The organism is Shigella sonnei (genome assembly GCF_002950395.1).
Lineage (GTDB): Bacteria > Pseudomonadota > Gammaproteobacteria > Enterobacterales > Enterobacteriaceae > ECMA0423.
The window spans coordinates 2,370,993-2,397,526 of record NZ_CP026802.1 but is presented as its reverse complement, the minus strand read 5'-3'; the positions used below and the strand labels follow the sequence as shown (position 1 = coordinate 2,397,526).

Genomic DNA, 26,534 nt, shown 5'->3' with positions numbered 1-26,534 from the left:
CTGAATACTATCTATTAAATCATAAAAAAGCCCGCCAGGTGGGCTTACCTGGCGGGCGTGATGATTTATTCAGCGTTTGGCGAACGTATTAGTTCCACATGGCGAGAATCGGCCAGCCAACCAACAGCAACATAGAGATGTAAATCACCCCGAAGATTGCGCCAAGACGCCAGTAATCTTTTGATTTCACATAGCCACAGCCGTAAATAATCACCCCAGGACCGGTTGCATACGGCGTCAGACAGCCCATGATACCGATAGACAGCACCAGCAGGATACACAGTTGTTCCATTGGTACGCCCGGAATACCTTTACCGACGGCCAGAATAACCGACAGCATGGTTGCGGTGTGCGCAGACAGGCTGGCAAACAGGTAGTGTGCAAAGTAGAACACCAGAACCAGTACAATCACCGTTGCGTTTGGTGAGAATCCTTCCAGGTGCGTACTCATGGTACCGGCGAACCAGTCAATAAAGCCAGAACGAGTCAGGCCGTTAGCCATCACAACCAGAGTTGCCAGGTTGACCAGCGTGTTCCATGCGCTGTTATAGCGGGTAATATCTTTCCAAGGCACAACGTGCAGGGCCAGCATTAGCGAAACTGCCAGCAGACCAACTGCAGTAGCATTAATGACTTCACTGCCAAAAACCCACAAACCTAAGCTGAGCAATACAAGGCCAATCAGTGTCCACTCTCTGCGTGTCAGCGCACCCATGGTTTTCAGTTCATCACCCGCCCAGGTTGCCACTTCTTCACTGTGTGTGATTTCCGGTTTGTACAGCACGTAGGAAAGCCACGGCGCAATGATAAGCAAGATAACCCCAACCGGCAGGAAGCAGAGGAACCACTGCAACCAGCTAATCTGGATACCGGCAATTTTGCTGACGAACTCCAGACCCAGCACGTTTGGTGCCGCACCGGTGACAAACATGGACGAACTCAGACTGGTACTAATGACCATCATCCACATCAAATAGCCGCCAATACGACGCGCGGACGGATCGTTGGGGAATGATTTAAACAGCGGCGGCAGGTTTTTAATGACCGGAAAAACCGTACCCCCGGTACGCGCGGTGTTGGACGGTGTAAACGGTGCCAGCAGAATGTCGATAATGACAATCGCATAACCCAACGTCAGCGTGCGTTTGCCCATGAATTTCACCAGGAAAAGGGCAATGCGACGACCTAACCCGGAAACTTCATACCCTAATGCAAAAATAAATGCGCCAAATACCAGCCATACCGTGGTGCTGGAAAAACCAGCCAGACCCCATTTCAGCGCCTGTTTTTGCGCATTAAACGCTGGGTCAGCTAATTCTTTGGCATCAAAGAGCAGGTAATTACTGCCAATAACGCAAATAGTAACCGCAATAAAACTGATCGCTGTTGCCGGAATTGGCTCGAGGATCATGCCGACAATCATTGCCACAAACACAGCGAAGTAATGCCATGCCTGTGGTGGCATACCGTCGGGGACAGGGATAAGAAACATGACACCCATCACCACCAGTGGGGCCAATAGTTTCCATATATTATCTTTTGCTAAAGACATACGGGTTCTCCGAAAATTAATATTTCCAAATTTATCAAGTGCTTAAATAATTAAATCTGTGCTAAAAACCAGGTAAGGATCAGCAGGTCGGCACTGCCGCCTGGACTGAGATTTCGTTCGATACACTCCCTGTCGAACTGCCGGAGATAATCGAGATCGGCGGGGGTTCGAATGCCCCCTTTTTGCAATAATGTTTGCGCCTCGCGCTGTAGCCAGCGCAGGCCCCCCTCGCCACCGCGCGATGCAAAGTTGGTATCGCCGTTGATCGCCATCAGTAGGAGCAAGGTATCGAGCAATGCCAGTTCAGGATCTAACCCCTGATCCAGCAGAGTGAGGTAATGCGGCAAGGCGTGATTGATCACCAGTGGATAACCCGCTTCGGCTTCACCGCGTGCGCCGGTAAGGCCAAGCTGCTGGTACAACCGTTGACCTGCCGTCAGTTGTGAATTATTGGTACGCAGTTCTCGATCGGTCAGGCCACGGCAGAAACTTGCCGCCGTAGAACAAACGGTTGTTGGCGTTACCGGTTGGTTGAGTTGAAGCAAACGGCCAATTGCCGCACATAGTAGCCCTAAAGAAAAAATGCTGCCTTTATGCGTGTTTACGCCCGCAGTGGCGCGGAACATATCACCTTCGCAAGCCATACCAATTGGGCGTAATCCGTGGAGTACCGCTTCTGGTGCTATTTCCGCACTACAGGCACCAAATTCAATGAAACGGGGTAGCCAGCCCTGAATCGCCAGCGCGCTGCGGTGGAAATCTTCCAGCGCCATATCTTTATGTGCACCGCAGTTAATCCGATCCACGAGGCCTGGTTTCGGTGACAGATTGACTTCAGTCAGCATGGCGCGCCAGCCCAGCAGGGCGTACTCATCGATCAATGACGTCGCAAGCTTTGTGGTTTTAGTTGACGTTGCAGGCATCGACATCGTTCAGCAGTGCCTCCATGCGGTTGAGTAAATCGGTCAGTTGATGGGTTTTTCCACGCGCGCAGACGGCTGCGCTTTGCTCGCACAACAGGCAGCGGCGAGGCGGCAGTGAATAGTCGCGGCGGGAGAGAATTTCGCCTTCGGGCGTCAGGACATCGATATCCCATAACCGCCCGAGAGGATGACTATGTTCAAGCTCAATGGTGGCGAGCTTGAGGTCGCGAGCCGGGGCGGCAATGCTCAACATGCCCTCCGGCCCGCTGGCGGAAACCAGTGCAGCCTGCTCCTGAATTTGCCAGCCCTGTTTTGCGGCTAAGGCACGCAAGGCTGTCACGCCATGATTAAAAATTCGGCGTGTGACCTCGCTGTCTTTAATCGGCCCAGGCGCAACCACGGTAAAGGAGACCAGTGGAACAGGATGGCGCTTGAGCCAGACGTGTTGCCGTGCTTGCCTTTCATCCCGGCTGACGAGCAGCTCGGGAATTGACACCGCATGGTGGCTGGCGAGTTCAGGAAGCAGGTGCATGGCTTATTCCTTCACCTGATGCACAACATCGATCACCGAGCCATCGCGGTAACGCACAACGGCAACGACGCGGTCGGTGAATTCAATCGGCTGTGGTTCACCGGTCAGCAGACGCGCGCGTTCGCGCAGCCACTCAATGGAAACCACTTTAATGCCCGCTTCCTGCAGACGTTCTGCCAGTTCCGGACGTGCCGGGTTAACTGCGATACCGTGGTCTGTGACCAGAATATCGACACTGGAGCCTGGGGTGATGCAGGTCAGCACGTTATCCACCAGAGTCGGAATACGACCGCGTACCAGCGGCGCGACGATGATGGAAAGCGCAGAGGCAATCGCGGTATCGCAGTGACCACCGGAAGCACCACGCAGTACGCCGTCAGAGCCGGTCAGCACGTTAACGTTGAACTGGGTGTCAATTTCCAGCGCGCTCAGTACCACCACGTCGAGACGATCAACCGATGCGCCTTTCGAACCCCAGTTAGCGTACTGGTTGGCGCTGATTTCGATGTGATTGGGGTTACGGGCCAGCGATTGCGCAGCATGGCTGTCAAAGCTCTGCACATCCAGCAGTTTGCGGATCAGACCTTTTTCGTGCAGATCAACCATCGTCGCGGTAATACCGCCGAGGGCGAAGTCGGCGCGAATATCGCGGCTACGCATTTTGTCTTCCAGGAAACGGGTTACCGCCAGCGATGCGCCGCCGGTGCCGGTTTGCATGGAGAAACCTTCTTTGAAGTAGCCAGAGTTGACAATCACATCCGCAGCGCTACGGGCAATAAGCAGTTCGCGCGGGTTAGTGGTCATACGGGTCGCGCCAGCGCCGATTTTTGCAGCATCGCCAACGCGGTCAACTTTGACGATCAAATCAACCTGATCTTGCTCAATGCTTGCCGGATTATGCGGATAAGGCAGCAGTTCTTCGGTAAGCATCACAACCTGTTTTGCGTTGTCGGCATCAACCATTGCATAGCCGAGGGAGCCGCAGCAGGCTTTACCGGTGTAACCGTTGGCATTACCGAATTCATCACAGGACGGGACGCCGAGGAAAGCCACGTCGATATTCAGTTCGCCGCTCTGTACCAGATGCACACGTCCGCCGTGAGAGTGGATTTGCACCGGTTCCGCAAGCAGACCACGGGAAATTTCTTCTGCCAGTGGACCGCGCAGGCCGGAGGTATAAATGCGGGTAACCACGCCCTGGCGAATGTGTTCTACCAGTGGCGCATGGCAATCACTCAGGGAGCTGGACGCCAGGGTCAGGTTTTTAAAGCCCATCTTAGCGATGACGTCCATCACCATATTGACGGTCAGGTCACCGCCACGGAAAGCGTGATGGAAGGAAACCGTCATGCCGTCCTGTAAACCAGAGCGACGAATCGCTTCTTCCTGGTTGGCGCACAGTTTGCGATCGCGCGCTTTTTCAGCCTGGTAGGTTTGCTTTGGTGAGTTCTGGAAAGCGGCAAGATCGCATTCAGCGCGACGATTCCAGGCCGCTACCCGTTCTTGTCGTTGAGATTGTTCAATTTTCTGCGTCATTTTGATTGCCTTATTCTTCGCGGATGCCGGAAAGTTCTGCACGGGAGAGCACCAGACGGGCACGATCGATAACCGGACCGTCCACCATCTTGCCGTTCAGGGAAACCACGCCGAGGCCTTCGCGAGCGGCGGCTTCAGCGGCTTCTACGACGCGGCGGGCGTGATCCACTTCTTTCTGGGTCGGTGCGTAGAGGTTGTGCAACAGATCAATCTGACGCGGGTTGATCAGCGATTTGCCGTCAAAGCCCAGCTGTTTGATGTGGGCGGCTTCTTGCAGGAATCCGGCTTCGTTGTTAGCGTCGGAATAGACGGTATCGAACGCCTGAATACCCGCAGAGCGCGCGGCCTGCAAAATGGAACAGCGTGCGAACAGCAGTTCAGTTCCTTCCGGGGAGCGTTCTGTACGCAGGTTGCGCACATAGTCTTCTGCACCGAGGGCGATACCGATCAAACGCTCGGAAGCGTGAGCGATTTCCACTGCGCGGGTAATCCCCAGCGGAGATTCAATCGCCGCCAGCAGGCCGGTGCTGCCGGGTTCACGACCACAGGCTTTTTCGATACGCAGGATCTCTTTTTCGATATCCAGAACATCCTGAGCGGTATCGGTTTTCGGCAGACGCACAACGTCCGCACCACCGCGAACGACGGCTTCCAGGTCGTTGACACCCCATTCGGAATCCAGCGCGTTGACACGCACAATGGTTTCAATATCGCGATACAGCGGATGTTGCAGCGCGTGGTAAACCATGCGGCGGGCGGTGTCTTTTTCACGCAATGCTACGGAGTCTTCGAGGTCAAACATCAGGGCATCAGCCGGGTAGATGAAGGAGTTGCTGACCATCGCGGCATTGGCACCAGGCACAAACAACATGCTGCGGCGGGTGCGAGTTTTACGTTGTTGCAGCGAAGCGGAAATCATTGGCAATCCTCCCATGGCAGAGCCGGGATACCGCTGGCGCGTGCCAGCAGGGCTTCCAGTCGTGCACGTAAAATGCAGTCCAGTGCGCCTTTGTCATCGACATTCAGCTGTACGCCGCGCACGTTGTAGCGGGCGAGAACGTCCAGAATGGTGGTGCGAATTGCATCGCCAAACTGTTTCTCAACGCTGCTATTGATTTGCAGGTCGATATCCTGCGTATCGAGTGGGGCGATGCGTATCATCACATCCCCAGACTCAAGGGTGCCTGCAACGGCGGGCTGGTTTATTTTCATTTTTCACCTGTTTCTCATGCGGGGGTCTTTTGACGAGCTGCCGCGTCCTGGCGGGAGTGCTCAAGCAGGTTCTGCAAATAATGCAGCGTGACTGCAGGGACCAGCGGCGCGATAGCCGTGAGATCGTTTTTCGCCAGCAGTTGACGTACCCGGGAAGCGGATATCGGCATCTCCTGGTAACGCAGCCGCTCAATTTCAACCAGTTCGATGGGCGGTGCGGAGATAGTCGGCGTTTCCAGCCAGTAGCGCATATCCTGGTTGTACTGGGCGGTAACGCGACAAAAGGGTTCAGTACCGACAAAGCGGTGAGTTACACCCAGCGCGGGAGCGAGGTACTGACGGAAAATCTTCAGATCAATTTCGGTGTAACAATGGTTAATGACGCTCTGTTCTTTAATGAAGTAGCAAGGGAACGTAGCGCGGGAGATGATGTATTCGGAGCCGCGATGCACAGTCAGGCGTGGAATATCGGCGGTGCCTTTTAACACCAGATCCAACCGGTCTTCATAGGGGAAGCGTGAAGAATCTTCTTTGACTAAAAACAGATGCAACCAGTCGCACTGTGCCGCAGCTTGTTGAATCAGATAACGGTGACCATTCGTGAAGGGATTGGCGTTCATCACAATGCAGCCAATCTTGTTCCCTGGATGACGAAATTTTTTCAGCGATTCGGCATAGCGTTTCAGCCGCGTGGCGCTGTTTTCCATCAGCACCATCACGCCGGGTACGCTGGTCAGCGTGGAAAAACCGCACTGGCGGAACAGCGCCTCGTATTCGGTTTTGGTATAAATAAACAGATGCGTGCTGTGCCGCTCATAGGCGAGGTTTATCAATTCAGTGGCTAATGTCAGCGCCAGTCCTTCACCGCGAACGGATTCACTGATAGCAACGCATTTAATAATATTTCCGGCAATTCCACCGCACGTGATAAGCTTTTCATCGCGGGTTACGGTAATAAATACTTCGACTGTGGTGTCAACGCTCGGTAATGACTCCAACTTATTGATAGTGTTTTATGTTCAGATAATGCCCGATGACTTTGTCATGCAGCTCCACCGATTTTGAGAACGACAGCGACTTCCGTCCCAGCCGTGCCAGGTGCTGCCTCAGATTCAGGTTATGCCGCTCAATTCGCTGCGTATATCGCTTGCTGATTACGTGCAGCTTTCCCTTCAGGCGGGATTCATACAGCGGCCAGCCATCCGTCATCCATATCACCACGTCAAAGGGTGACAGCAGGCTCATAAGACGCCCCAGCGTCGCCATAGTGCGTTCACCGAATACGTGCGCAACAACCGTCTTCCGGAGACTGTCATACGCGTAAAACAGCCAGCGCTGGCGCGATTTAGCCCCGACATAGCCCCACTGTTCGTCCATTTCCGCGCAGACGATGACGTCACTGCCCGGCTGTATGCGCGAGGTTACCGACTGCGGCCTGAGTTTTTTAAGTGACGTAAAATCGTGTTGAGGCCAACGCCCATAATGCGTGCAGTTGCCCGGCATCCAACGCCATTCATGGCCATATCAATGATTTTCTGGTGCGTACCGGGTTGAGAAGCGGTGTAAGTGAACTGCAGTTGCCATGTTTTACGGCAGTGAGAGCAGAGATAGCGCTGATGTCCGGCAGTGCTTTTGCCGTTACGCACCACCCCGTCAGTAGCTGAACAGGAGGGACAGCTGATAGAAACAGAAGCCACTGGAGCACCTCAAAAACACCATCATACACTAAATCAGTAAGTTGGCAGCATCACCTCAACGCTCAAATCATTTTCATGCAGGAATTGGGCGATTTCCGCCATTTTTTTATTTTCTGAACGTTTTACGCGGGTGAAAATATCATTGCCGAACATAATAAATAGTATCCTGAAGGTGCATGTTGTTATCGATTTGCAACGAATGTTGTTCAATGTTGCAAGTTGATAACCTTTTATTTTCACTTGGGAGAAAGGGGGGTGATCGAGGTATATCTTTTTCTCCTTTCGCTATACATTCTAAGGAGTATTGCAGCGTGAAATTTTGATTTATTTCACATAGAGTTAGTGGTTTTTTATTTATTTAATGGTTTTAAGTTTTTTAATTAATGTAATTACGAAATGACCTGCAGGTTTAAGTGATTTAATTGATTTAATGAATAAAATTTGCCACGATCATAATTAATATCTATGTATTTTGATTCAACATTTTAATTACATCCGTCAAAGAGGCTCGGGACAACCCGCAAGGAAAACAATGTTGCAGCTTAACGAGAATAAACAGTTTGCATTTTTCCAAAGACTGGCATTTCCGCTGCGTATCTTTTTGCTGATTCTGGTGTTCTCAATATTTGTCATTGCAGCCCTGGCGCAATATTTTACGGCCAGTTTTGAGGACTATTTAACGCTTCATGTACGCGACATGGCAATGAATCAGGCGAAAATTATTGCCTCCAATGACAGTGTCATCTCTGCGGTGAAAACGCGTGACTACAAACGGCTGGCGACCATCGCTAACAAATTACAAAGAGATACCGATTTTGATTATGTGGTGATTGGCGACCGGCACTCGATCCGCCTTTACCATCTTAATCCGGAGAAAATTGGTTATCCTATGCAGTTCACCAAACAGGGCGCGCTGGAGAAAGGGGAGAGCTACTTCATTACCGGGAAAGGGGCAATGGGGATGGCGATGCGCGCCAAAACGCCAATCTTTGATGACGATGGAAAAGTCATCGGCGTGGTGTCGATTGGCTACCTGGTGAGTAAAATCGATAGCTGGCGGGCTGAGTTTTTATTACCGATGGCAGGCGTGTTTGTCGTGCTGTTAGGGATTCTGATGTTGCTGTCGTGGTTCCTGGCCGCGCATATCCGTCGACAAATGATGGGCATGGAGCCAAAGCAAATCGCACGCGTGGTCCGTCAGCAAGAGGCGCTGTTTAGTTCGGTTTATGAAGGGCTGATTGCGGTGGATCCGCATGGTTACATTACAGCCATCAATCGTAACGCAAGAAAGATGCTGGGGCTGAGCTCTCCCGGACGGCAATGGTTGGGTAAACCCATTGCTGAAGTGGTCAGGCCCGCCGATTTCTTTACCGAACAGATTGATGAAAAACGTCAGGATGTGGTGGCGAACTTTAATGGTCTGAACGTTATTGCCAACCGGGAAGCTATTCGTTCAGGTGATGATTTGCTGGGGGCCATTATCAGCTTTCGTAGTAAAGACGAAATTTCCACCCTCAATGCGCAACTGACGCAAATAAAACAATACGTCGAGAGCCTTCGTACATTGCGACACGAGCATCTCAATTGGATGTCGACGCTCAATGGTCTGTTGCAGATGAAAGAGTATGATCGCGTGCTGGCCATGGTGCAGGGGGAGTCTCAGGCCCAGCAACAGCTTATTGACAGCCTGCGTGAGGCGTTTGCCGATCGCCAGGTGGCGGGGCTGCTTTTTGGTAAAGTGCAGCGCGCCCGCGAACTGGGGCTAAAAATGATCATCGTCCCCGGTAGCCAGCTTTCGCAACTGCCGCCAGGACTGGATAGCACCGAGTTTGCCGCCATTGTTGGCAATTTACTTGATAACGCCTTCGAAGCCAGCCTGCGTAGCGATGAAGGAAACAAGATCGTTGAATTATTCCTCAGCGATGAAGGCGATGATGTGGTGATTGAAGTCGCCGATCAGGGCTGCGGCGTTCCAGAGTCTCTAAGAGACAAAATATTTGAGCAGGGGGTCAGTACGCGTGCTGACGAGCCCGGTGAACATGGCATTGGGTTGTACTTGATTGCCAGCTACGTAACGCGCTGCGGTGGTGTTATCACTCTCGAAGATAATGATCCCTGCGGTACCTTATTTTCAATCTATATTCCGAAAGTGAAACCTAATGACAGCTCCATTAACCCTATTGATCGTTGAGGACGAAACGCCGCTGGCAGAGATGCATGCGGAATATATTCGTCACATTCCCGGATTCAGTCAGATATTACTGGCGGGAAATCTGGCGCAGGCCCGAATGATGATCGAGCGTTTTAAGCCGGGGCTAATCTTGCTCGATAACTATCTTCCTGACGGTAGAGGGATTAATTTACTGCATGAACTGGTGCAGGCGCATTATCCCGGCGACGTGGTGTTTACCACTGCAGCCAGCGATATGGAAACGGTGTCTGAAGCCGTACGTTGTGGTGTATTTGATTATCTCATTAAGCCCATTGCCTATGAACGGCTGGGGCAAACGCTAACCCGTTTCCGCCAGCGTAAACATATGCTGGAAAGTATTGATAGCGCCAGCCAGAAGCAAATTGATGAGATGTTTAATGCTTATGCTCGCGGTGAACCTAAGGACGAGCTACCGACCGGCATTGACCCCTTGACGCTAAACGCGGTGCGAAAACTGTTTAAAGAGCCTGGTGTGCAACATACGGCAGAAACGGTGGCGCAGGCACTGACCATCAGCTGCACCACTGCCAGGCGTTATCTTGAATATTGCGCCAGCCGCCATCTGATTATTGCTGAAATTGTTCACGGCAAAGTTGGCAGACCACAACGCATATACCACAGTGGGTGACATGATAAAGCCGGAGGAAACTTGCCTCCGGCATTACTATTTACTTGCCTGTGACCGCTGCTGCCGTTCCTGGCACCATCAGCTCTGTAGCAACGATAACAATCACCAAACCAACAAGCACCGGCACCGAGGTGCGTTTTACGACTTCAAATGGTGAGATTTTCGCCATCCCGGCAACCGCAACGACTACGCCAGAAACGGGTGATAGGGTACGACCCAGGTTTGACGCCTGCAGCATCGGGATAGTCAAATACGCCGGGTTAATGCCGGAAGAGTGCGCCAGTTTCGGGATCATCTCAACAAACGCATAAAACGGCGCATTGCCTGAACCGGTCGTGACTGCCGCCAGCATTGTCAGAATCACCAATACCAGCATCAGGATGATACTCGCCGAACCAAACGAGGTAGCGATAGAAATCAGACTTTGAATAAAGCCGATGGTGCTAAGCCCCTGAGCGAATACCCCAGCGGCAACCAGCAGCATCACCACGTTAGCAAACGCATCTGCCATCCCGCGATAAGCCACTTCCAGACCAGAGAAAACTTTCTGGGTATTAAAGCTGCGGAGGAACTCCAGAATGGAGGCAATCAGCATACAAATCACCAGAATAGTGATGATGTGTAATTGCGGACCCCATTTACCGTCAAAAATCAGTACACCGATGATCGGCGTGAACGGCAAAATGGCATAAAACGCAGGAGCAGTGGTGGTGATTTCACTGACATCTAACATTTCATGAGAGATGTGCTCTTTTTTATCCAGATAACGTTGCCAGAAGAAGTGGGCGATCGCCATGCCGATAATTGCAGCAATTGAGATAGGCAGCGTCGTTTTGAAGGCGAAGTCAATCAGCGACACTTCGGAAGCTTGCGCCGCCAGCACCACATCCCCTGAAGTCGGTGCGAGAATAATCGCCGCCGGGGAGGCACAAATGGCAGCAGCTGCGCCACGACTGATACCAACGTTTACCATCACCGGAAATAGGGTTGCCATCAGCAAAACACCCAGACCGGTTGCGGAAGAGACGGCCAGAGACATCAGACAGGCGACAAAATAGGCGGCAATCATCAGCAGGTAAGGGGAGTTAATATACTGCAATGGTTTTGACGCCAGCTTGACCACCATATCATTCGCGCCGATATGGGTCATGTAAGCGGCAAATCCACACAGCATCATAATCATCATGCCGAGGTCGCCGCCGCGGCTCATTAGTAATATTTTAACGTATTCAACGATATCCGTGGCGCTGTAGCCTGTTGAAGCCTGGCTGGACGGTAACACTTTGTGCCCCATAATGGCACTGATAATCAGCAATAACAGGCCACCGACAAATAACACACCAGTGGCGGAATACCCTTTAATGATGTAGCGAGCTACACCCACAATAACCACAACCCCAATGGTGATGCTGCCAACTTACTGATTTAGTGTATGATGGTGTTTTTGAGGTGCTCCAGTGGCTTCTGTTTCTATCAGCTGTCCCTCCTGTTCAGCTACTGACGGGGTGGTGCGTAACGGCAAAAGCACTGCCGGACATCAGCGCTATCTCTGCTCTCACTGCCGTAAAACATGGCAACTGCAGTTCACTTACACCGCTTCTCAACCCGGTACGCACCAGAAAATCATTGATATGGCCATGAATGGCGTTGGATGCCGGGCAACTGCACGCATTATGGGCGTTGGCCTCAACACGATTTTACGTCACTTAAAAAACTCAGGCCGCAGTCGGTAACCTCGCGCATACAGCCGGGCAGTGACGTCATCGTCTGCGCGGAAATGGACGAACAGTGGGGCTATGTCGGGGCTAAATCGCGCCAGCGCTGGCTGTTTTACGCGTATGACAGTCTCCGGAAGACGGTTGTTGCGCACGTATTCGGTGAACGCACTATGGCGACGCTGGGGCGTCTTATGAGCCTGCTGTCACCCTTTGACGTGGTGATATGGATGACGGATGGCTGGCCGCTGTATGAATCCCGCCTGAAGGGAAAGCTGCACGTAATCAGCAAGCGATATACGCAGCGAATTGAGCGGCATAACCTGAATCTGAGGCAGCACCTGGCACGGCTGGGACGGAAGTCGCTGTCGTTCTCAAAATCGGTGGAGCTGCATGACAAAGTCATCGGGCATTATCTGAACATAAAACACTATCAATAAGTTGGAGTCATTACCGACAACGTTTAGAGAAAATATTGCACAAACCTGGCAACAGCCTGAACATTATGATTTATATATTCCTGCCATCACCTGGCATGCACGTTTCGCTTACGACAAAGAAAAAACCGATCGCTATAACGAGCGACCGTGGGGTGGCGGTTTTGGTCAGTCGCGATGGGATGAAAAAGGAAACTGGCATGGCCTGTATGCCATGGCATTTAAGGACTCGTGGAACAAATGGGAACCGATTGCCGGATACGGATGGGAAAGTACCTGGCGACCGCTGGCGGATGAAAATTTTCATTTAGGTCTGGGATTCACCGCTGGCGTAACGGCACGCGATAACTGGAATTACATCCCTCTCCCGGTTCTACTGCCATTGGCCTCCGTGGGTTATGGCCCAGTGACTTTTCAGATGACCTACATTCCGGGTACCTACAACAATGGCAATGTGTACTTTGCCTGGATGCGCTTTCAGTTTTGAGACAAATGAAGTTTTAGTAACTTCTTTAAAATCAATAACTAAAATAAGTAACATCAAAAATAACGCGACTTTTATCACTTTTTAGTAAAGTTGCACTGGACAAAGCGTACCACAATTGGTGTACTGGTAACCGACACAGCATTTGTGTCTATTTTTCATGTAAAGGTAATTTTGATGTCTAAGATTAAAGGTAACGTTAAGTGGTTTAATGAGTCCAAAGGATTCGGTTTCATTACTCCGGAAGACGGCAGCAAAGACGTGTTCGTACACTTCTCTGCAATCCAGACTAATGGTTTTAAAACTCTTGCTGAAGGTCAGCGCGTAGAGTTCGAAATCACTAACGGTGCCAAAGGCCCTTCTGCTGCAAACGTAATCGCTCTGTAAGATACGTCAGCAAGAATTCAAAACCCGCTTAATCAGCGGGTTTTTTTTGGTCTTTAGTGTGCGGTTGAGGCCGAAAACAGCCAGAAAGCCAGTGCGGTCATGGCAAAAGACCCCAGAAGGTTGACGAAAACGTTCAGTAACGCCCAGCCAAAGCGGCCCTCTTGTAACAAAAACACCACTTCTGCCGAAAATGTTGAGAAGGTTGTTAGACCGCCACAAAATCCGGTGGTGATTAATACTTTCCACACTGGATCAATGTTCGTCATCCTGCTGAACCAGGCGAATCCCATTCCTATGATGAATGCCCCAATCAGGTTTGCTGCCAGCGTCCCCAACGGAATCGCCTGATGCAGCGGGTTAAATCGCATACTTAACAGCCATCTCGCCACGCTTCCCGTACCACCGCCAATAAAAACTGCTAAAAGAAGTTGTAACACTGCAAAATCCTGCTATTTGATTTGTATGAGTGATAAGTGTAACGCCGAATAATCGTCGTTGGCGAATTTTACGACTCTGACAGGAGGTGGCAATGCTGGTTGCCGCAGGACAGTTTGCTGTTACATCTGTGTGGGAAAAGAACGCTGAGATTTGTGCCTCGTTGATGGCGCAGGCGGCGGAAAACGACGTATCGCTGTTCGTCCTGCCGGAAGCATTGCTGGCGCGCGATGATCATGATGCAGATCTATCGGTTAAATCAGCACAGCTGCTGGAAGGCGAATTCCTCGGACGTTTACGGCGAGAAAGTAAACGTAACATGATGACGACAATTCTGACGATTCATGTTCCTTCAACGCCGGGGCGCGCATGGAATATGCTGGTGGCGCTACAGGCAGGAAACATCGTCGCCCGTTATGCCAAATTGCATCTCTATGATGCATTTGCCATTCAGGAATCACGCCGTGTTGATGCTGGTAATGAAATCGCTCCGTTACTCGAGGTGGAGGGGATGAAGGTCGGTCTGATGACCTGTTATGACTTACGCTTTCCAGAGCTGGCGCTGGCACAGGCATTACAGGGAGCTGAAATCCTGGTACTTCCTGCCGCCTGGGTTCGCGGGCCGCTCAAAGAGCATCACTGGTCAACGTTGCTTGCCGCTCGTGCGCTGGATACCACCTGTTATATGGTGGCGGCGGGGGAGTGCGGGAACAAAAATATCGGGCAAAGCTGGATTATAGATCCCTTTGGCGTCACCATTGCGGCAGCGTCAGAAATGCCTGCACTCATTATGGCGGAAGTGACGCCCGAACGTGTGCGTCAGGTGCGCGCGCAACTGCCCGTCTTAAACAACCGTCGCTTTGCGCCGCCGCAATTATTATGATGTTTTTTTACTCGGCGCTTGATTCACCTTGTTACAGATTGCTATTGTGTGCGCGCGTCGAATGACCGTTAATATTCTCTGGTTTTTAAGGCGCGTTCTGTTGCCGGTTATATGTCAAGAAGGTATCTATGGGGGAGATTAGTATTACCAAACTGCTGGTAGTTGCGGCGCTGGTCGTTCTGCTGTTTGGGACTAAGAAGTTACGTACGCTGGGCGGAGACCTTGGAGCGGCCATTAAAGGGTTCAAGAAGGCGATGAATGATGACGATGCTGCGGCGAAAAAAGGCGCAGACGTTGATCTTCAGGCTGAAAAGCTCTCTCATAAAGAGTGACGTGGCGAGCAGGACGCTCCCTCAATATCTTGTTCGATACAAAAAAAACCGCTTCAAAAAGCTAATGCCAGTCAGTTAAGCAACTGACTGGCTCTTTTTCGGGGCTGTGGGGTATTTCCAGGGCCTCTCCTTTACCACTCTCGGGAAGGCCCTTTCCCTTCTCGTCGGTAATTTCACAAGTTGTCCCATACTTGCAAGATCGCGCATCAGCTCCGGTATACGTCCCGGTGAAGCGCCCTGCAATGTCATCAGCATTCTCATCACCATTCCGCATGATTCTGAGAAACTCAGTTGATTCGGCCAGTAACCTTTCAGATGTTCCGCCATTTTAATCATCTGATATCTCACCAGATTATAAGCCAGTAAGACACCCCACAGCTCTTGCTCCACAAGCTCCGGCTTTTTACTTCTCAGCGTCAGCCTGCTCAGTTGCATCGTCTGTTTTATCTCCCTGTATCCCAGTTCGATTTCCCAGCGATGACTGTACAGATCCGCCATTTCTCCTCCGGGGAAGCGCATGGCGTCCGTCATCGACGTCAGCAGATGGCAGACTTTTCCTTTGCGCGTCACGGTCAGCAGGCGGGCTGTCACTTCATTTCCCAGTCCCGGCCACTTTTTTCGTGCCTGCGGGCTGGTTTTCAGCTTCACCAGATGATCGCCTTTACCCAGTTTTCTGAGCTCTTCATATTGCGCTCCCTTTCTGAGAGGTATCATCCAGTGGCGGTGTTCTCCCGCCAGGCTCCAGGCATTTAACAGTCCCAGTGAGTAATAACCTTTATCCATTAACGTCAGAGTGTTATCGCCGGTTTGTTCTATAAGTTGCTCAGCAAGCTCATTTTCGCTGTTCTTCATCGTGCCGAAGGCTGCAGCCGTCAGCAGATGGCTGGTCAGTTCCATCTGGCAGACCATTTTGACCTGCGGGTAGAGCGCCGGGTTCCCGGCATGTGTCTGGCGGGGGAAGGCTGCATCGTTCTCTGGTGTATCCGGTGTGCGCCAGAACACACCATCGATGGCCAGCAGGGTCAGGCCGCACCAGTGCGGATGCGGCGTGGCGTTATGCCAGAGCTGCGCTGTTTTCGTGAACACGCGGCGGACAGCCTCACTTCCCAGGCGCTGGCGGGCCTGAATAACGGCACTGGGGGCAACGAAGGGGCGATTGCCCGGCAGCATGATGTCCAGGCGATTCACAATCTGGTGAAGAGGTTCTTTACGCTCAAGCGCCATGCCAACAATACACCAGACCATCATTTCGAGGGGAAGACGGCGCTTGCGTAGCGTTACAGTACCTGATTCGGCAAGGCAACGAGAGATGAGTTCGGGGTCGAGGTAATCCCCCAGAGAAGTCAGTGGGTTACGCAGAGAATCGTAACGGGATACCAGATCAAGAGCCTGTCCAATGTGCATAAAAAAATCCGGAAACAAGTGAGCGTTTCCGGATTCTTACACAGCCACTGGATCGGTCAACTGATCCTTAACTGATCGGCATTACTTCAAAAAGCGGGTTTTTTATCAGACAGATGTAAGTAATTATTACAGGATTACTTAACTTCCATCCCTTTCGCCTGCAAATCGGCGTGGTAAGAAGAGCGGACAAACGGACCGCATGCAGCATGGGTAAAGCCCATCGCCAGCGCTTCGGCTTTCATTTCGTCGAACTCATCCGGGCTAACGTAACGTTGAACCGGCAGGTGATGGCGGCTTGGCTGCAAATATTGCCCCAGCGTTAACATCGTCACACCATGACGGCGCAGGTCGCGCATTACCTCAATAATTTCTTCATTGGTTTCACCCAGTCCCACCATCAGACCAGACTTGGTCGGGATTTCCGGATGCGCTTCTTTAAAGCGTTCCAGCAGCTTCAGCGACCAGTTGTAATCTGCACCAGGCCGTACCTGACGGTAAATACGCGGTACGTTTTCCAGGTTATGGTTGAACACATCTGGTGGCGTTGCAGTCAGAATATCCAGAGCACGATCCATACGACCACGGAAATCCGGCACCAGAGTTTCAATTTTGATTTGCGGGCTTTTTTCCCGAATGGCAGTAATGCAATCCGCAAAGTGCTGGGCACCGCCATCGCGCAGGTCATCACGGTCAACGGAGGTGATAACCACATAACGCAGCGCCATATCGGCAATGGTCTGCGCCAGTTTCACTGGTTCATTGGCATCAGGAGCTACCGGGCGACCGTGGGCAACATCACAGAACGGACAACGGCGGGTACAAATAGCGCCGAGGATCATAAACGTTGCTGTGCCGTGGTTGAAGCATTCCGCCAGGTTAGGGCAGGAGGCTTCCTCGCAGACAGAATGCAGGCCATTTTTGCGCATTGCGGCTTTGATGCCCTGGATACGTGTAGAGTCCGCTGGAAGCTTGATTTTCATCCATTCCGGCTTGCGCAGCAGGGCTTCGCGCTCTGTTGCCACGTTTTTAACCGGGATAAGGGCCATCTTATCGGCATCGCGGTATTTAACACCGCGTTCCATCACAATGGGTTTACTCATAGCGTGCGTGTTCCAGTTGCGAATTACGAAGGAAAGCGTTTCAATTCAATAGATTGTTGTAATTATCAACTATTTTTGAATTAACGACTGGCAGTATATCATTGAAACGGACCTGAAAGCAGCCAAAGCGGTCGCGAAAATGTAAAATTGTTGTTGGATTGTGCCATTTTATCGTTCTGCGCTGTGATCTGGCTGTAACAATACTTTTTCAAAATGCATTACGGATAACATCTATTACCCCGTGCAGGATGGGATCACGCAGGCTGAATTTGTTGTAGTGGATAGAGAAATCTATTTGCTCCTCATTTAAGGACGGAAAAGGCAGTTTTTCCAGCGGCCAGCAACGACTAAACAGGTTATAAAAACGGCTGGGAATAATCGCTAACATGTCACTGTTGGCAACCAGTGCAGCGATTGTCAAAATGTTGTAGCTGGTGAAATTGATTTGCCGGTCCGGAAACATCTCTTGAACTCTCTGCCGCAGACCGCTGAAATTTTGCCCTTCCGGTAACAGGAGTACATGCGCAGCGTTGTCGATAGTCTCTCTGTCATCTTCTAAAGAGAGTAGTGGATTTCCCTCGCGGCAAATTAACACCATATTGTCGGTGAACAGAACATGATGTTGCACCGTACGATTGGTGCAAAACATGTTATCGATGATGAGATCGGTTTGAAACTGACTGAGTTGGTTTTCCGCGTCGCTGATGGGCGGGTTGCGCAGTAAAAGCTGCGGATAGTGAGTTTTAATCGCCCGATAGATGACAGGAAGGACCAGGGCTCCGACCGAGGGAGTGGTCGCAATAGTTATCGTTCGTTGCTTATCATAGCTTCCTTCGATATCCAGCGCGCCAAGAATGGACTCAAGGCCCTGACTGATATACTCATGTAGATGCATCGCAAATGCGGTAGGAGTGACACCCTGGCCTTTGCGAATAAACAATGGGTCAGGGAATATAACGCGCAGTTTCTGAATAGACTGACTGATTGCCGAGGGGGTCAGATTAAGCACTTTCGCTGCATTAACGATCCCTTTATGTACATATACAGCTTCAAAAATAGTCAGAAGGTTAAGATCAATATTTCGTAAGGTTGTAAATATTTGTGGTTTACCTTCTGACGACTTTCTGCTTAAACAGGGTTCAATTTGATTATTACTATCCACGCACTTACTCCAATTTTATTCATGGAAAAATAATATTTAAAAAAATTACAATAATCTTATGTCTAATTGGAACGGAACGCTTTTGCTCACCATAATCAACTATTTCAATAGGTTAATCAATGGGGTGAGTTACGGAGCAAGGCGTAGCACCGCATTTCTGCAAGTGATAAAGAAAGTATACAAACGCGAAGGAGATGTAAAGCATTAGCAGGTATTATGAGTAATGACCCAGTGTAAATTGGGCCATTGAGGTATGCAATTAAGCGGTAATATATTCGAAGTCAGGATTGTTTAGTAGCGCTAAAATATTTTCCAGTAAACGTGGTGCAATATTATTAGTCGTCGCTTCGGGTTTCCATTGTGATATTTTAGCCATTTCCATTCCGGCATACCCACAAGGATTAATACGTAAAAATGGTGAAAGATCCATATTGACGTTTAATGCCAGACCGTGGAATGAACAACCGCGTCGAATACGTAAACCCAGTGAGCAAATTTTCTTTTCCCCGACATAGACACCAGGCGCGTCAGCCCGAGGATGCGCTTCTATACCCAGTTCAGCCAGGGTATTCACCACTGTTTGCTCAAGCAAGGTCACCAGTTCACGCACACCGAGTTTACGGCGTTTCAGGTTAAGCAACACATACATCACCTGTTGCCCCGGCCCGTGATAAGTCACCTGCCCACCGCGATCGCTCTGGATCACCGGAATATCACCCGGCATTAAAATGTGCTCCGCTTTTCCTGCCTGACCTTGGGTGAATACCGGATAGTGCTCGACCAGCCAGATTTCATCAAGGGTACTATCATCGCGGGTATCGGTGAATTCATGCATAGCCTGGGAGATTGGCTCGTAAGGCTGAAGACCGAGCTGGCGGACAAGAATTTTATCCTGATACAAAACTGCATCTCCGTGGAGAATGAGTAAAAGTGGGGGAAAAGTATATCACAGCGAGGAGAGGGGAGTTACCCGACCAGGGGCCGGGTAACGGAGAAGCGAGTTACAGAACCATGCGGACAATATCGATTTTGCCTAGTTCTTCATACAGTGTTTCAACCTGCTCGATATGAGTGGCGTTGATAGTGATAGATACCGAGTGGTAGTTGCCTTTGCTGCTTGGTTTTACCGTTGGGGTGTAGTCACCTGGCGCATGGCGCTGTACCACTTCAACCACCTGATCAACCAGCTCAGGTAACGCCTGCCCCATAACTTTGTAAGTAAAAGGAGTAGGGAATTCAAGCAGTTCGTTAAGTTTGGTTTTCATGTCAGCTCCGGCGTAACGTAATTAAATAGCAACTCCCGCCAGAAGGCGGGAGTTTTTTACTGATGCTTAGTATATGGGGACGGAAATTACACTTTCAAGTGTTCAATTTTTAACCAAACCAGTGATGGAACATTAATTTAATGTAATCAATGATTTTGCCGAAGAAGTTACCTTCCGGGATTTCTTGCAACACAACCAGCGGGCGTTGCTCGATCGTTTTGCCATCAAGCTGGAAGTTGATAGTTCCGACGACCTGATTCTTTTGCAGCGGCGCATGCAATTCACTGCTGTTCAGCACATAGCTGGCTTTCAGATCTTTCATGCGACCACGTGGAATGGTCAGGTACACGTCTTTATCAACCCCTAACGAAGCGCGATCAGAATCACCAAACCAAACCGGTTCAGAGGCGAACTCTTTACCTACTTTCAGTGGGTTAACGGTTTCGAAGAAACGGAAGCCCCAGGTTAGCAGTTTTTTACTTTCGGCTTCACGGCCTTTAAAAGTACGTCCGCCCATCACCGCAGAAATCAAGCGCATCTGGCCTTCAGTCGCAGAAGCAACAAGGTTGTAACCTGCTTTGTCAGTGTGTCCGGTTTTGATGCCGTCGACATTCAGGCTGTTATCCCATAACAGGCCGTTACGGTTCAGCTGGCGAATACCGTTAAACGTAAATTCTTTTTCTTTATAGATCGAGTATTCATTCGGTACGTCACGGATCAATGCCTGGCCGATCAGCGCCATATCTCGCGCGGAGCTGTACTGACCATCAGCATCCAGACCATGTACCGTCTGGAAGTGGGTATTTTTCAGGCCCAGTGCGTTAACGTAGCTGTTCATCAAGCCAACAAAAGCGTCCTGGCTACCAGCGGCAAAATCGGCCATGGCGACACAAGCATCGTTACCCGATTGCAGGTTAATACCGCGGATCAGCTGAGAAACCGGAACCTGCATGCCCGGTTTGAGGAACATCAGCGAAGAACCTTTAAACACCGGGTTACCGGTGGCCCATGCGTCGTTGCCGATAGTGACTAAATCAGTTTCTTTAAATTTACCGGCTTTCATTGCCTGGCCGATAACGTAACTGGTCATCATTTTGGTCAGGCTGGCAGGATCGCGGCGGACATCTGCGTTCTGTTCGGCGAGCACTTTGCCGGAGTTATAGTCAATCAGGATGTAGGACTCCGCATCGATCTGCGGTACACCCGGGATCATAGTTTTGATATTCAGGTCATCGGCATGTGCAGCAGAGATAAAGGCTGTGCAAAGAGCCGTGGTGAGCGCCAGGCGCTTCATGATACGAGCGGAAAAAATGGTATTCATGGTCTGAACTACGACATCCGTGATGGAATTAAAAAAGTGCCCTACTATAGCAAATGCACTACCGGCAGGCATCTGACTTTCCGCGTGACTTTGTTAACGTCATTTACAGAAATTGACACATCAGATGCCTGCTTTACGCTACTGCGCGGTAGTAATAAATGACTGTAATTGGGCTTCGGTTTGCAAACGTTGCTGCAAGGTACTGGCTTCGGCTTTGCTGGCGAATGGGCCAAGCTGGATCCGCCAGACCGCGCCATTTTGAGTTACGCGACCGGGGACGCCGAACTTCTGTCCCAGTTGCTGTTGGTACTGTTGCGCACGAGCCTGATCGCTTACGGCCCCGACTTGCACCATAAAGTTGCCGCTGGCGCTTTGCGAGGCGGCTTGCGGTGTCACCATTGCAGGCGAGGTTGCAGGCGTTGTCGACGGAGCTGTAACAACGGGCTGTGGCGCAGGCGTCGGTTCGCTGCCTTCCAGTACACCAGGCGCTAAGGTCGTTGGAGCGCCGAGGAAACCGCTACTGGTTACCGGCGCGCCGGTCGGATCTTCGCTTTTTAGCGTCGAATTACTGACCGGAAGAATGTCACCCTGCGGGCCAGACACTGAACTTGTTCCCGCGCCACCGCTTAAATCGGGAGGTGCTGGCAGGGCGTAAGTCTGTTTGGCGACTGTGGTACAAGCCATACCAGGACCAGAAAGCGAACCATCCTGGGCGACAATAATCGGATCGATACGAACTTTGGTGTTGTTTGACGTGTTAAGACGGTCAGCTGCCGCGCGAGAAAGTGAAATAACGCGGTCGTTGCCGTAAGGGCCGCGATCATTAATGCGCACCACGATCATTCGCCCGTTAGCCAGGTTAGTGATTCTGGCGTAGCTGGGGATCGGAAGCGTTGGATGGGCCGCCGTCAGCTGTGTCGGATCGAAAGCTTCGCCAGAGGCCGTCAGGTTACTGCCGGGTTCGGCATCATAGATTGCCGCCAGTCCCGCCTGGCTAAATCGAGACGGATCCTGCACGATTTTGTAGCTTTTACCGTCGCGCTGGTAATCCTGATTTGCCGTCGCGTTCAGTGGTTCGAAACGCGGGTCCGCCCCGCTAATTTCAACTATGGGGCCGTTACATACCGCAGGCTGCGGTACACTTACCGTCTGTTGCTGACCATCATCGCTTGTACATGCCGCGAGCATTCCTGCCGCGATGCAGATCCCGAGCCACTGCTTACGCATTGCGCACCTCTTACACGCTTTTCGACAACATTTTCCTGTGGGTGTGGATTGACATTACAATCCCGAACCCAGCCATCAGCACAATTAGCGCCGATCCTCCATAACTGACCAGTGGGAGCGGAACCCCTACAACCGGCAGAATACCGCTTACCATACCAATATTTACGAAGACATAAACGAATAATATCAGCATTAAGCCACCAGCCATGACGCGACCAAAGGTGGTTTGCGCTCTGGCGGCTATCCACAGCCCGCGCATGATCAGCAGAATGTAGAGAGCGAGCAGAATCAGAATGCCCACTAATCCCAGCTCTTCCGCCAGTACCGCGAAGATAAAGTCGGTATGGCGTTCGGGGAGAAATTCAAGCTGTGACTGAGTGCCGTGCAGCCAGCCTTTGCCGCGTAATCCGCCGGAGCCAATAGCAATTTTAGACTGAATAATGTGATAGCCCGCGCCGAGTGGGTCTGATTCCGGGTCTAGGAGCATCATTACGCGCTGGCGCTGGTAATCATGCATCAGGAAGAACCACAGAATCGGAATGAACGCCGCCACCAGCACTACTGCGACGCCAATCAGACGCCAGCTAAGGCCAGAGAGGAACAGTACAAACAGACCGGAAAGCGCAACGAGGATTGATGTTCCCAGGTCAGGCTGTGCAGCCACCAGCAGCGTGGGCATAAATATCAGCACCAGCGCGATGCCAGTGTTCTTCAACGATGGCGGGCAAACGTCGCGGTTGATAAAGCGCGCAACCATCAGTGGTACGGCTATTTTGGCAATTTCCGACGGCTGAAAACGAACAATACCGAGGTCCAGCCAGCGTTGAGCACCTTTAGAGATGGCACCGAAAGCATCTACCGCCACCAGCAAAATAATACAGATGATATAGAGATAGGGGGCCCAGCCTTCATAAACGCGTGGAGGAATTTGCGCCATCACCACCATGATGACTAGACCCATCGCGATTTGGCCGATTTTACGCTCCATCATGCCAATATCCTGACCGCTGGCGCTCCAGATAACCAGGGCGCTGTAAACCAGCAATGCCAGTAAGATCAGCAGCATTGTGGGATCGAGATGGACTTTATCCCAGAATGTTTTTTTATTCGGATTATCCGTCATGATTAATGGTCCTCCGCTGCGGCAACCGCTGGATTTTCCGCAGGCAGATCGGTGTTGTTATCACCCAGCATAATGTGGTCGAGGATCTGGCGCATCAGTGTACCAACCGCCGGACCCGCACCACCGTTCTCCAGAATCATGGCGACAGCCACTTGCGGATTGTTGTATGGCGCAAAGGCGGTCATCAGTTTGTGGTCACGTAAACGCTCGGCAATTTTGTGCGCATTATAGGTTTCGTTCGCTTTCAGACCGAAGACCTGAGCGGTACCGGATTTCGCCGCAATTTTGTACGGTGCGCTGGCAAAGTATTTATGCGCCGTACCGTTAGGGCGGTTAGCAACACCGTACATACCGTCTTTCGCCAGCTCCCAGTAACCGGAATGAATATCGCCGACGGGCGGTTCATGCGGCTGTACCCATGGCACCTGTTTGCCGTCTTCGGCGGTGCTCATCAGCAAATGAGGAACCTTCACGATACCGTCATTAATCAGGATCATCAGTGCCTTACTCATCTGGATTGGGGTCGCTGTCCAGTAACCCTGACCGATACCAACCGGAATGGTGTCACCCTGATACCACGGTTTTTTAAAGCGTTTCTGTTTCCATTCGCGGGTAGGCATGTTGCCGGAACGTTCTTCCGCCAGGTCGATACCGGTGTAATGACCATAACCGAATTTACCCATCCATTCGGAGAGGCGATCGATCCCCATATCGTAGGCCACCTGATAGAAGAAGGTATCCGCAGATTCTTCCAGCGATCTTGTGACATTCAGACGCCCGTGGCCCCATTTTTTCCAGTCACGATAACGTTTTTCCGAACCTGGCAGTTGCCACCAGCCTGGGTCAAACAGCGTCGTATTGCGCGTGATCACCCCGGCGCTCAATGCCGAAACCGCCACATAGGGTTTAACTGTAGACGCGGGAGGATAAACCCCCTGTGTGGCGCGGTTCACCAGCGGTGTATTCGGGGCGTTCAACAAGGCGGAATAATCTTTGCTGGAGATACCGTCAACAAACAGGTTTGGGTCATAACTAGGCGTGGAAACCAGCGCCAGCACCCCACCTGTACGCGGATCGGTGACAACCACAGCTGCGCGGCTACCCGCCAGCAGCGTTTCAATATATTGCTGGAGTTTGAGATCCAGCGTCAGGTAAATATCGTGTCCGGCTTGCGGTGGTACTTCTTTTAACTGGCGGATAACACGCCCACGGTTGTTAACTTCAACCTCTTCATAACCGGTCTGACCGTGCAGCACGTCTTCATAGTAACGCTCAATGCCCAGCTTACCGATATCATGCGTTGCCGCATAGTTGGCCAGTTTGCCGTCATTATTCAGGCGTTCGACGTCTTTATCGTTGATTTTCGACACATAGCCGATGACGTGGGTCAACGCCGAACCGTAAGGATAGTAACGACGTTTATAGCCTTTAACTTCGACACCCGGAAAACGGTACTGATTGACGGCAAAGCGAGCTACTTGTACTTCGGTCAGGTTAGTTTTCACCGGAATAGAGGTGAAACGGTGTGAACGTGCGCGCTCTTTTCGGAATGCAGCAATATCGTCATCGGTCAGATCAACCACGCTGCGCAAAGCGTCCAGCGTTTGCTGCACGTTATCGACTTTCTCTGGCATCATTTCTATCTGGTAGATAGTGCGGTTGAGGGCCAGAGGGATACCATTACGGTCGTAGATAATGCCGCGGCTGGGCGCGATAGGCACCAGCTTAATGCGGTTTTCATTAGAGCGAGTCTGGTAGTCGGTAAAGCGAACAATTTGCAGATTATACAGGTTGGCGATAAGCACGCCGGTCAGCAGCAAAATCCCCAAAAAGGCGACCAGCGCCCGGCGCACAAACAGCGCGGACTCTGCCGTATAGTCGCGAAAAGAGTTCTGTAGTTTCATCCGCTGCGTTTTCTACTCAAAGCTCCCTTATCACTCACGGTGATAAGGATGGTTGGTGGTGATGCTCCACGCCCGGTACAGACTCTCTGCGACCAGCACGCGAACCAGCGGATGGGGGAGGGTAAGCGCCGACAGCGACCAGCTCTGCTCCGCCGCCGCTTTACAGGCAGGCGACAACCCTTCAGGCCCGCCAATCAGTAGACTGACGTCGCGACCATCCAGCTTCCAGCGTTCCAGCTCAGCGGCTAACTGCGGCGTATCCCAGGGCTTGCCTGGAATATCGAGGGTGACAATGCGGTTTTTGCCTGCGGCCGCCAACATCTGCTCACCCTCTTTGTCGAGTATGCGCTTGATGTCCGCATTCTTGCCGCGTTTTCCGGCCGGAATTTCAATCAGCTCGAAGGGCATATCTTTCGGAAAACGACGCAGGTACTCGGTAAAACCGGTTTGTACCCAGTCCGGCATTTTCGTTCCCACGGCGACAAGTTGCAGCTTCACGCATTAACTCCAGAGTTTTTCCAGTTCATACAGGCGACGGCTCTCTTCCTGCATGACATGGACAATCACATCGCCCAAATCCACGACAATCCAGTCGGCGCTGTTTTCACCTTCTACGCCGAGCGGTAACAGGCCCGCTGCGCGAGACTCCTGCACAACGTGGTCAGCAATGGACATAACATGACGGCTGGACGTACCCGTACAGATGATCATGCAGTCGGTGATGCTGGATTTGCCTTGAACGTCTAAGGCGATGATGTCCTGACCTTTGAGGTCATCAATTTTGTCGATAACAAAATCCTGGAGTGCTTTACCCTGCAAGTTTTCCCCCTGGGTGAATCAAATAGATAAAAATGGTCTGTCAGTATACCTGAACCAGAGGCGATTTCGGGACAATTGTCGCCGAATCGGCTTTCGAAAGTGGGCTATCATCCCACCCCGCGCCGCAGATTGCATCGCCATTTTTGTAAAACAATTTCTACAAAGTCGTGTCTGGCGAAAAAAGTCTGGCTGCGGAGAATATCAGCCTGCCCGGGTCTGTCAATGGTCGTTGCGGCTTACCCGT

Annotated in this window: 26 protein-coding genes and 3 pseudogenes; 7 read left to right on the top strand and 22 right to left on the bottom strand. The window is 51.3% G+C overall.

Annotation, left to right across the window (positions count from 1 at the left end; all coding sequences use genetic code 11):
- Positions 1-88: 88 nt before the first annotated feature.
- The 9 genes and pseudogenes from citT to C1P89_RS12720 form a co-directional block, all read right to left on the bottom strand.
- Complete coding sequence (citT, locus tag C1P89_RS12760) at positions 89-1,552, bottom strand: citrate/succinate antiporter CitT (RefSeq protein ID WP_000050326.1); 1,464 nt, start codon at positions 1,550-1,552, stop codon at positions 89-91.
- Positions 1,553-1,602: 50 nt separating this feature from the next.
- On the bottom strand, positions 1,603-2,481 hold the full coding sequence (citG, locus tag C1P89_RS12755; RefSeq protein ID WP_000062445.1) for a triphosphoribosyl-dephospho-CoA synthase CitG: 879 nt from the start codon (positions 2,479-2,481) through the stop codon (positions 1,603-1,605).
- Positions 2,456-3,007 (bottom strand): citrate lyase holo-[acyl-carrier protein] synthase, encoded by a 552-nt coding sequence (citX, locus tag C1P89_RS12750; RefSeq protein ID WP_000550422.1) that lies wholly within the window; start codon positions 3,005-3,007, stop codon positions 2,456-2,458. The genes citG and citX overlap by 26 nt, the downstream gene beginning before the upstream one ends.
- Before the next feature lie 3 nt (positions 3,008-3,010).
- Positions 3,011-4,543: a citrate lyase subunit alpha gene (gene citF, locus C1P89_RS12745; RefSeq protein WP_005141192.1), complete on the bottom strand. Its 1,533-nt coding sequence runs from the start codon at positions 4,541-4,543 to the stop codon at positions 3,011-3,013.
- A gap of 10 nt (positions 4,544-4,553) precedes the next feature.
- Positions 4,554-5,462 (bottom strand): citrate (pro-3S)-lyase subunit beta, encoded by a 909-nt coding sequence (gene citE, locus C1P89_RS12740; RefSeq protein ID WP_000622357.1) that lies wholly within the window; start codon positions 5,460-5,462, stop codon positions 4,554-4,556.
- On the bottom strand, positions 5,459-5,755 hold the full coding sequence (citD, locus tag C1P89_RS12735; protein ID WP_000700703.1) for a citrate lyase acyl carrier protein: 297 nt from the start codon (positions 5,753-5,755) through the stop codon (positions 5,459-5,461). The genes citE and citD overlap by 4 nt, the downstream gene beginning before the upstream one ends.
- Positions 5,756-5,769: 14 nt before the next feature.
- Positions 5,770-6,738 (bottom strand): annotated as a pseudogene (gene citC / locus C1P89_RS12730) ([citrate (pro-3S)-lyase] ligase); the annotation flags it as partial.
- A 16-nt stretch (positions 6,739-6,754) separates the two neighbouring features.
- A protein-coding gene (locus tag C1P89_RS12725; protein ID WP_094096600.1) for an IS1-like element IS1A family transposase occupies positions 6,755-7,452 on the bottom strand; the annotation gives its coding sequence in 2 pieces (ribosomal slippage) (positions 6,755-7,203 and positions 7,203-7,452; 699 coding nt in all).
- Between the two features lie 36 nt (positions 7,453-7,488).
- Positions 7,489-7,605, bottom strand: a pseudogene (locus C1P89_RS12720) ([citrate (pro-3S)-lyase] ligase); the annotation flags it as partial.
- A 379-nt stretch (positions 7,606-7,984) separates the two neighbouring features.
- Between C1P89_RS12720 and dpiB the strand changes: the two are divergent.
- Together dpiB and dpiA are read left to right on the top strand one after the other, a co-directional pair.
- Positions 7,985-9,643 carry a sensor histidine kinase DpiB gene (dpiB, locus tag C1P89_RS12715; RefSeq protein WP_005141195.1) on the top strand — a complete coding sequence of 553 codons (1,659 nt, stop codon included), beginning with the start codon at positions 7,985-7,987 and terminating at the stop codon, positions 9,641-9,643.
- Positions 9,612-10,292, top strand: coding sequence for a two-component response regulator DpiA (gene dpiA, locus C1P89_RS12710; RefSeq protein ID WP_000126495.1), 681 nt, complete (start codon positions 9,612-9,614; stop codon positions 10,290-10,292). The genes dpiB and dpiA overlap by 32 nt, the downstream gene beginning before the upstream one ends.
- Before the next feature lie 40 nt (positions 10,293-10,332).
- Here dpiA and dcuC read toward each other — a convergent pair whose 3' ends face one another.
- Complete coding sequence (gene dcuC, locus C1P89_RS12705) at positions 10,333-11,700, bottom strand: anaerobic C4-dicarboxylate transporter DcuC (protein ID WP_032156018.1); 1,368 nt, start codon at positions 11,698-11,700, stop codon at positions 10,333-10,335.
- A gap of 49 nt (positions 11,701-11,749) precedes the next feature.
- Here dcuC and C1P89_RS12700 point away from each other — a divergent pair.
- From C1P89_RS12700 to cspE, 3 genes and pseudogenes are all read left to right on the top strand, one after another.
- Positions 11,750-12,447 (top strand): IS1-like element IS1A family transposase gene (locus tag C1P89_RS12700; RefSeq protein ID WP_094096600.1). Its coding sequence is split into 2 segments (ribosomal slippage): positions 11,750-11,999 and positions 11,999-12,447, totalling 699 coding nucleotides; the frame shifts between segments, so codons are not numbered across the junction.
- A gap of 16 nt (positions 12,448-12,463) precedes the next feature.
- Positions 12,464-12,931: pseudogene (gene pagP / locus C1P89_RS12695) on the top strand (lipid IV(A) palmitoyltransferase PagP); the annotation flags it as partial.
- A 174-nt stretch (positions 12,932-13,105) separates the two neighbouring features.
- On the top strand, positions 13,106-13,315 hold the full coding sequence (gene cspE / locus C1P89_RS12690) for a transcription antiterminator/RNA stability regulator CspE (protein ID WP_000034825.1): 210 nt from the start codon (positions 13,106-13,108) through the stop codon (positions 13,313-13,315).
- Positions 13,316-13,368: 53 nt separating this feature from the next.
- On the opposite strand, the gene crcB is transcribed toward cspE, so the two are convergent.
- Entirely contained in the window at positions 13,369-13,752 is a 384-nt protein-coding gene (crcB, locus tag C1P89_RS12685; RefSeq protein WP_000939738.1) for a fluoride efflux transporter CrcB, read from the bottom strand.
- Between the two features lie 92 nt (positions 13,753-13,844).
- Between crcB and C1P89_RS12680 the strand changes: the two genes are divergently transcribed.
- Positions 13,845-14,633 (top strand): deaminated glutathione amidase, encoded by a 789-nt coding sequence (locus C1P89_RS12680; RefSeq protein ID WP_005141211.1) that lies wholly within the window; start codon positions 13,845-13,847, stop codon positions 14,631-14,633.
- Positions 14,634-14,761: 128 nt separating this feature from the next.
- Positions 14,762-14,965 carry a twin-arginine translocase subunit TatE gene (tatE, locus tag C1P89_RS12675; protein ID WP_000503931.1) on the top strand — a complete coding sequence of 68 codons (204 nt, stop codon included), beginning with the start codon at positions 14,762-14,764 and terminating at the stop codon, positions 14,963-14,965.
- Positions 14,966-15,040: 75 nt separating this feature from the next.
- Here tatE and C1P89_RS12670 read toward each other — a convergent pair whose 3' ends face one another.
- From C1P89_RS12670 to rsfS, 11 genes are all read right to left on the bottom strand, one after another.
- Entirely contained in the window at positions 15,041-16,387 is a 1,347-nt protein-coding gene (locus tag C1P89_RS12670; RefSeq protein ID WP_000483769.1) for an IS4-like element IS4 family transposase, read from the bottom strand.
- A gap of 116 nt (positions 16,388-16,503) precedes the next feature.
- Positions 16,504-17,469 (bottom strand): lipoyl synthase, encoded by a 966-nt coding sequence (lipA, locus tag C1P89_RS12665; RefSeq protein ID WP_000042632.1) that lies wholly within the window; start codon positions 17,467-17,469, stop codon positions 16,504-16,506.
- A 208-nt stretch (positions 17,470-17,677) separates the two neighbouring features.
- Positions 17,678-18,631, bottom strand: coding sequence for a YbeF family transcriptional regulator (locus C1P89_RS12660; RefSeq protein ID WP_000378031.1), 954 nt, complete (start codon positions 18,629-18,631; stop codon positions 17,678-17,680).
- Positions 18,632-18,890: 259 nt separating this feature from the next.
- Positions 18,891-19,532 carry a lipoyl(octanoyl) transferase LipB gene (gene lipB, locus C1P89_RS12655; protein WP_000284027.1) on the bottom strand — a complete coding sequence of 214 codons (642 nt, stop codon included), beginning with the start codon at positions 19,530-19,532 and terminating at the stop codon, positions 18,891-18,893.
- 100 nt (positions 19,533-19,632) lie between these two features.
- Positions 19,633-19,896 (bottom strand): DUF493 family protein YbeD, encoded by a 264-nt coding sequence (gene ybeD / locus C1P89_RS12650; protein ID WP_000850550.1) that lies wholly within the window; start codon positions 19,894-19,896, stop codon positions 19,633-19,635.
- A gap of 109 nt (positions 19,897-20,005) precedes the next feature.
- Positions 20,006-21,217: a D-alanyl-D-alanine carboxypeptidase DacA gene (gene dacA, locus C1P89_RS12645; protein ID WP_001092082.1), complete on the bottom strand. Its 1,212-nt coding sequence runs from the start codon at positions 21,215-21,217 to the stop codon at positions 20,006-20,008.
- A gap of 138 nt (positions 21,218-21,355) precedes the next feature.
- A complete protein-coding gene (gene rlpA, locus C1P89_RS12640; RefSeq protein ID WP_001231428.1) occupies positions 21,356-22,444 on the bottom strand; it encodes an endolytic peptidoglycan transglycosylase RlpA in 1,089 nt (362 codons plus the stop codon).
- A gap of 10 nt (positions 22,445-22,454) precedes the next feature.
- Positions 22,455-23,567, bottom strand: coding sequence for a peptidoglycan glycosyltransferase MrdB (gene mrdB, locus C1P89_RS12635; RefSeq protein WP_000131719.1), 1,113 nt, complete (start codon positions 23,565-23,567; stop codon positions 22,455-22,457).
- Between the two features lie 2 nt (positions 23,568-23,569).
- A complete protein-coding gene (gene mrdA, locus C1P89_RS12630; protein WP_000776184.1) occupies positions 23,570-25,471 on the bottom strand; it encodes a peptidoglycan DD-transpeptidase MrdA in 1,902 nt (633 codons plus the stop codon).
- 30 nt (positions 25,472-25,501) lie between these two features.
- Positions 25,502-25,969 (bottom strand): 23S rRNA (pseudouridine(1915)-N(3))-methyltransferase RlmH, encoded by a 468-nt coding sequence (rlmH, locus tag C1P89_RS12625; RefSeq protein WP_000776104.1) that lies wholly within the window; start codon positions 25,967-25,969, stop codon positions 25,502-25,504.
- A 3-nt stretch (positions 25,970-25,972) separates the two neighbouring features.
- Positions 25,973-26,290, bottom strand: coding sequence for a ribosome silencing factor (gene rsfS / locus C1P89_RS12620; RefSeq protein ID WP_001161664.1), 318 nt, complete (start codon positions 26,288-26,290; stop codon positions 25,973-25,975).
- Between the last annotated feature and the right edge of the window lie 244 nt (positions 26,291-26,534).

Bases quoted from the DNA above. Each gene is read 5' to 3' on its own strand.
- citT (WP_000050326.1), bottom strand. From the start codon at position 1,552: ATGTCTTTAGCAAAAGATAATATATGGAAACTATTGGCCCCACTGGTG.
- citG (WP_000062445.1), bottom strand. From the start codon at position 2,481: ATGTCGATGCCTGCAACGTCAACTAAAACCACAAAGCTTGCGACGTCA.
- citX (WP_000550422.1), bottom strand. From the start codon at position 3,007: ATGCACCTGCTTCCTGAACTCGCCAGCCACCATGCGGTGTCAATTCCC.
- citF (WP_005141192.1), bottom strand. From the start codon at position 4,543: ATGACGCAGAAAATTGAACAATCTCAACGACAAGAACGGGTAGCGGCC.
- citE (WP_000622357.1), bottom strand. From the start codon at position 5,462: ATGATTTCCGCTTCGCTGCAACAACGTAAAACTCGCACCCGCCGCAGC.
- citD (WP_000700703.1), bottom strand. From the start codon at position 5,755: ATGAAAATAAACCAGCCCGCCGTTGCAGGCACCCTTGAGTCTGGGGAT.
- dpiB (WP_005141195.1), top strand. From the start codon at position 7,985: ATGTTGCAGCTTAACGAGAATAAACAGTTTGCATTTTTCCAAAGACTG.
- dpiA (WP_000126495.1), top strand. From the start codon at position 9,612: ATGACAGCTCCATTAACCCTATTGATCGTTGAGGACGAAACGCCGCTG.
- cspE (WP_000034825.1), top strand. From the start codon at position 13,106: ATGTCTAAGATTAAAGGTAACGTTAAGTGGTTTAATGAGTCCAAAGGA.
- C1P89_RS12680 (WP_005141211.1), top strand. From the start codon at position 13,845: ATGCTGGTTGCCGCAGGACAGTTTGCTGTTACATCTGTGTGGGAAAAG.
- tatE (WP_000503931.1), top strand. From the start codon at position 14,762: ATGGGGGAGATTAGTATTACCAAACTGCTGGTAGTTGCGGCGCTGGTC.
- lipA (WP_000042632.1), bottom strand. From the start codon at position 17,469: ATGAGTAAACCCATTGTGATGGAACGCGGTGTTAAATACCGCGATGCC.
- ybeD (WP_000850550.1), bottom strand. From the start codon at position 19,896: ATGAAAACCAAACTTAACGAACTGCTTGAATTCCCTACTCCTTTTACT.
- dacA (WP_001092082.1), bottom strand. From the start codon at position 21,217: ATGAATACCATTTTTTCCGCTCGTATCATGAAGCGCCTGGCGCTCACC.
- rlpA (WP_001231428.1), bottom strand. From the start codon at position 22,444: ATGCGTAAGCAGTGGCTCGGGATCTGCATCGCGGCAGGAATGCTCGCG.
- mrdB (WP_000131719.1), bottom strand. From the start codon at position 23,567: ATGACGGATAATCCGAATAAAAAAACATTCTGGGATAAAGTCCATCTC.
- mrdA (WP_000776184.1), bottom strand. From the start codon at position 25,471: ATGAAACTACAGAACTCTTTTCGCGACTATACGGCAGAGTCCGCGCTG.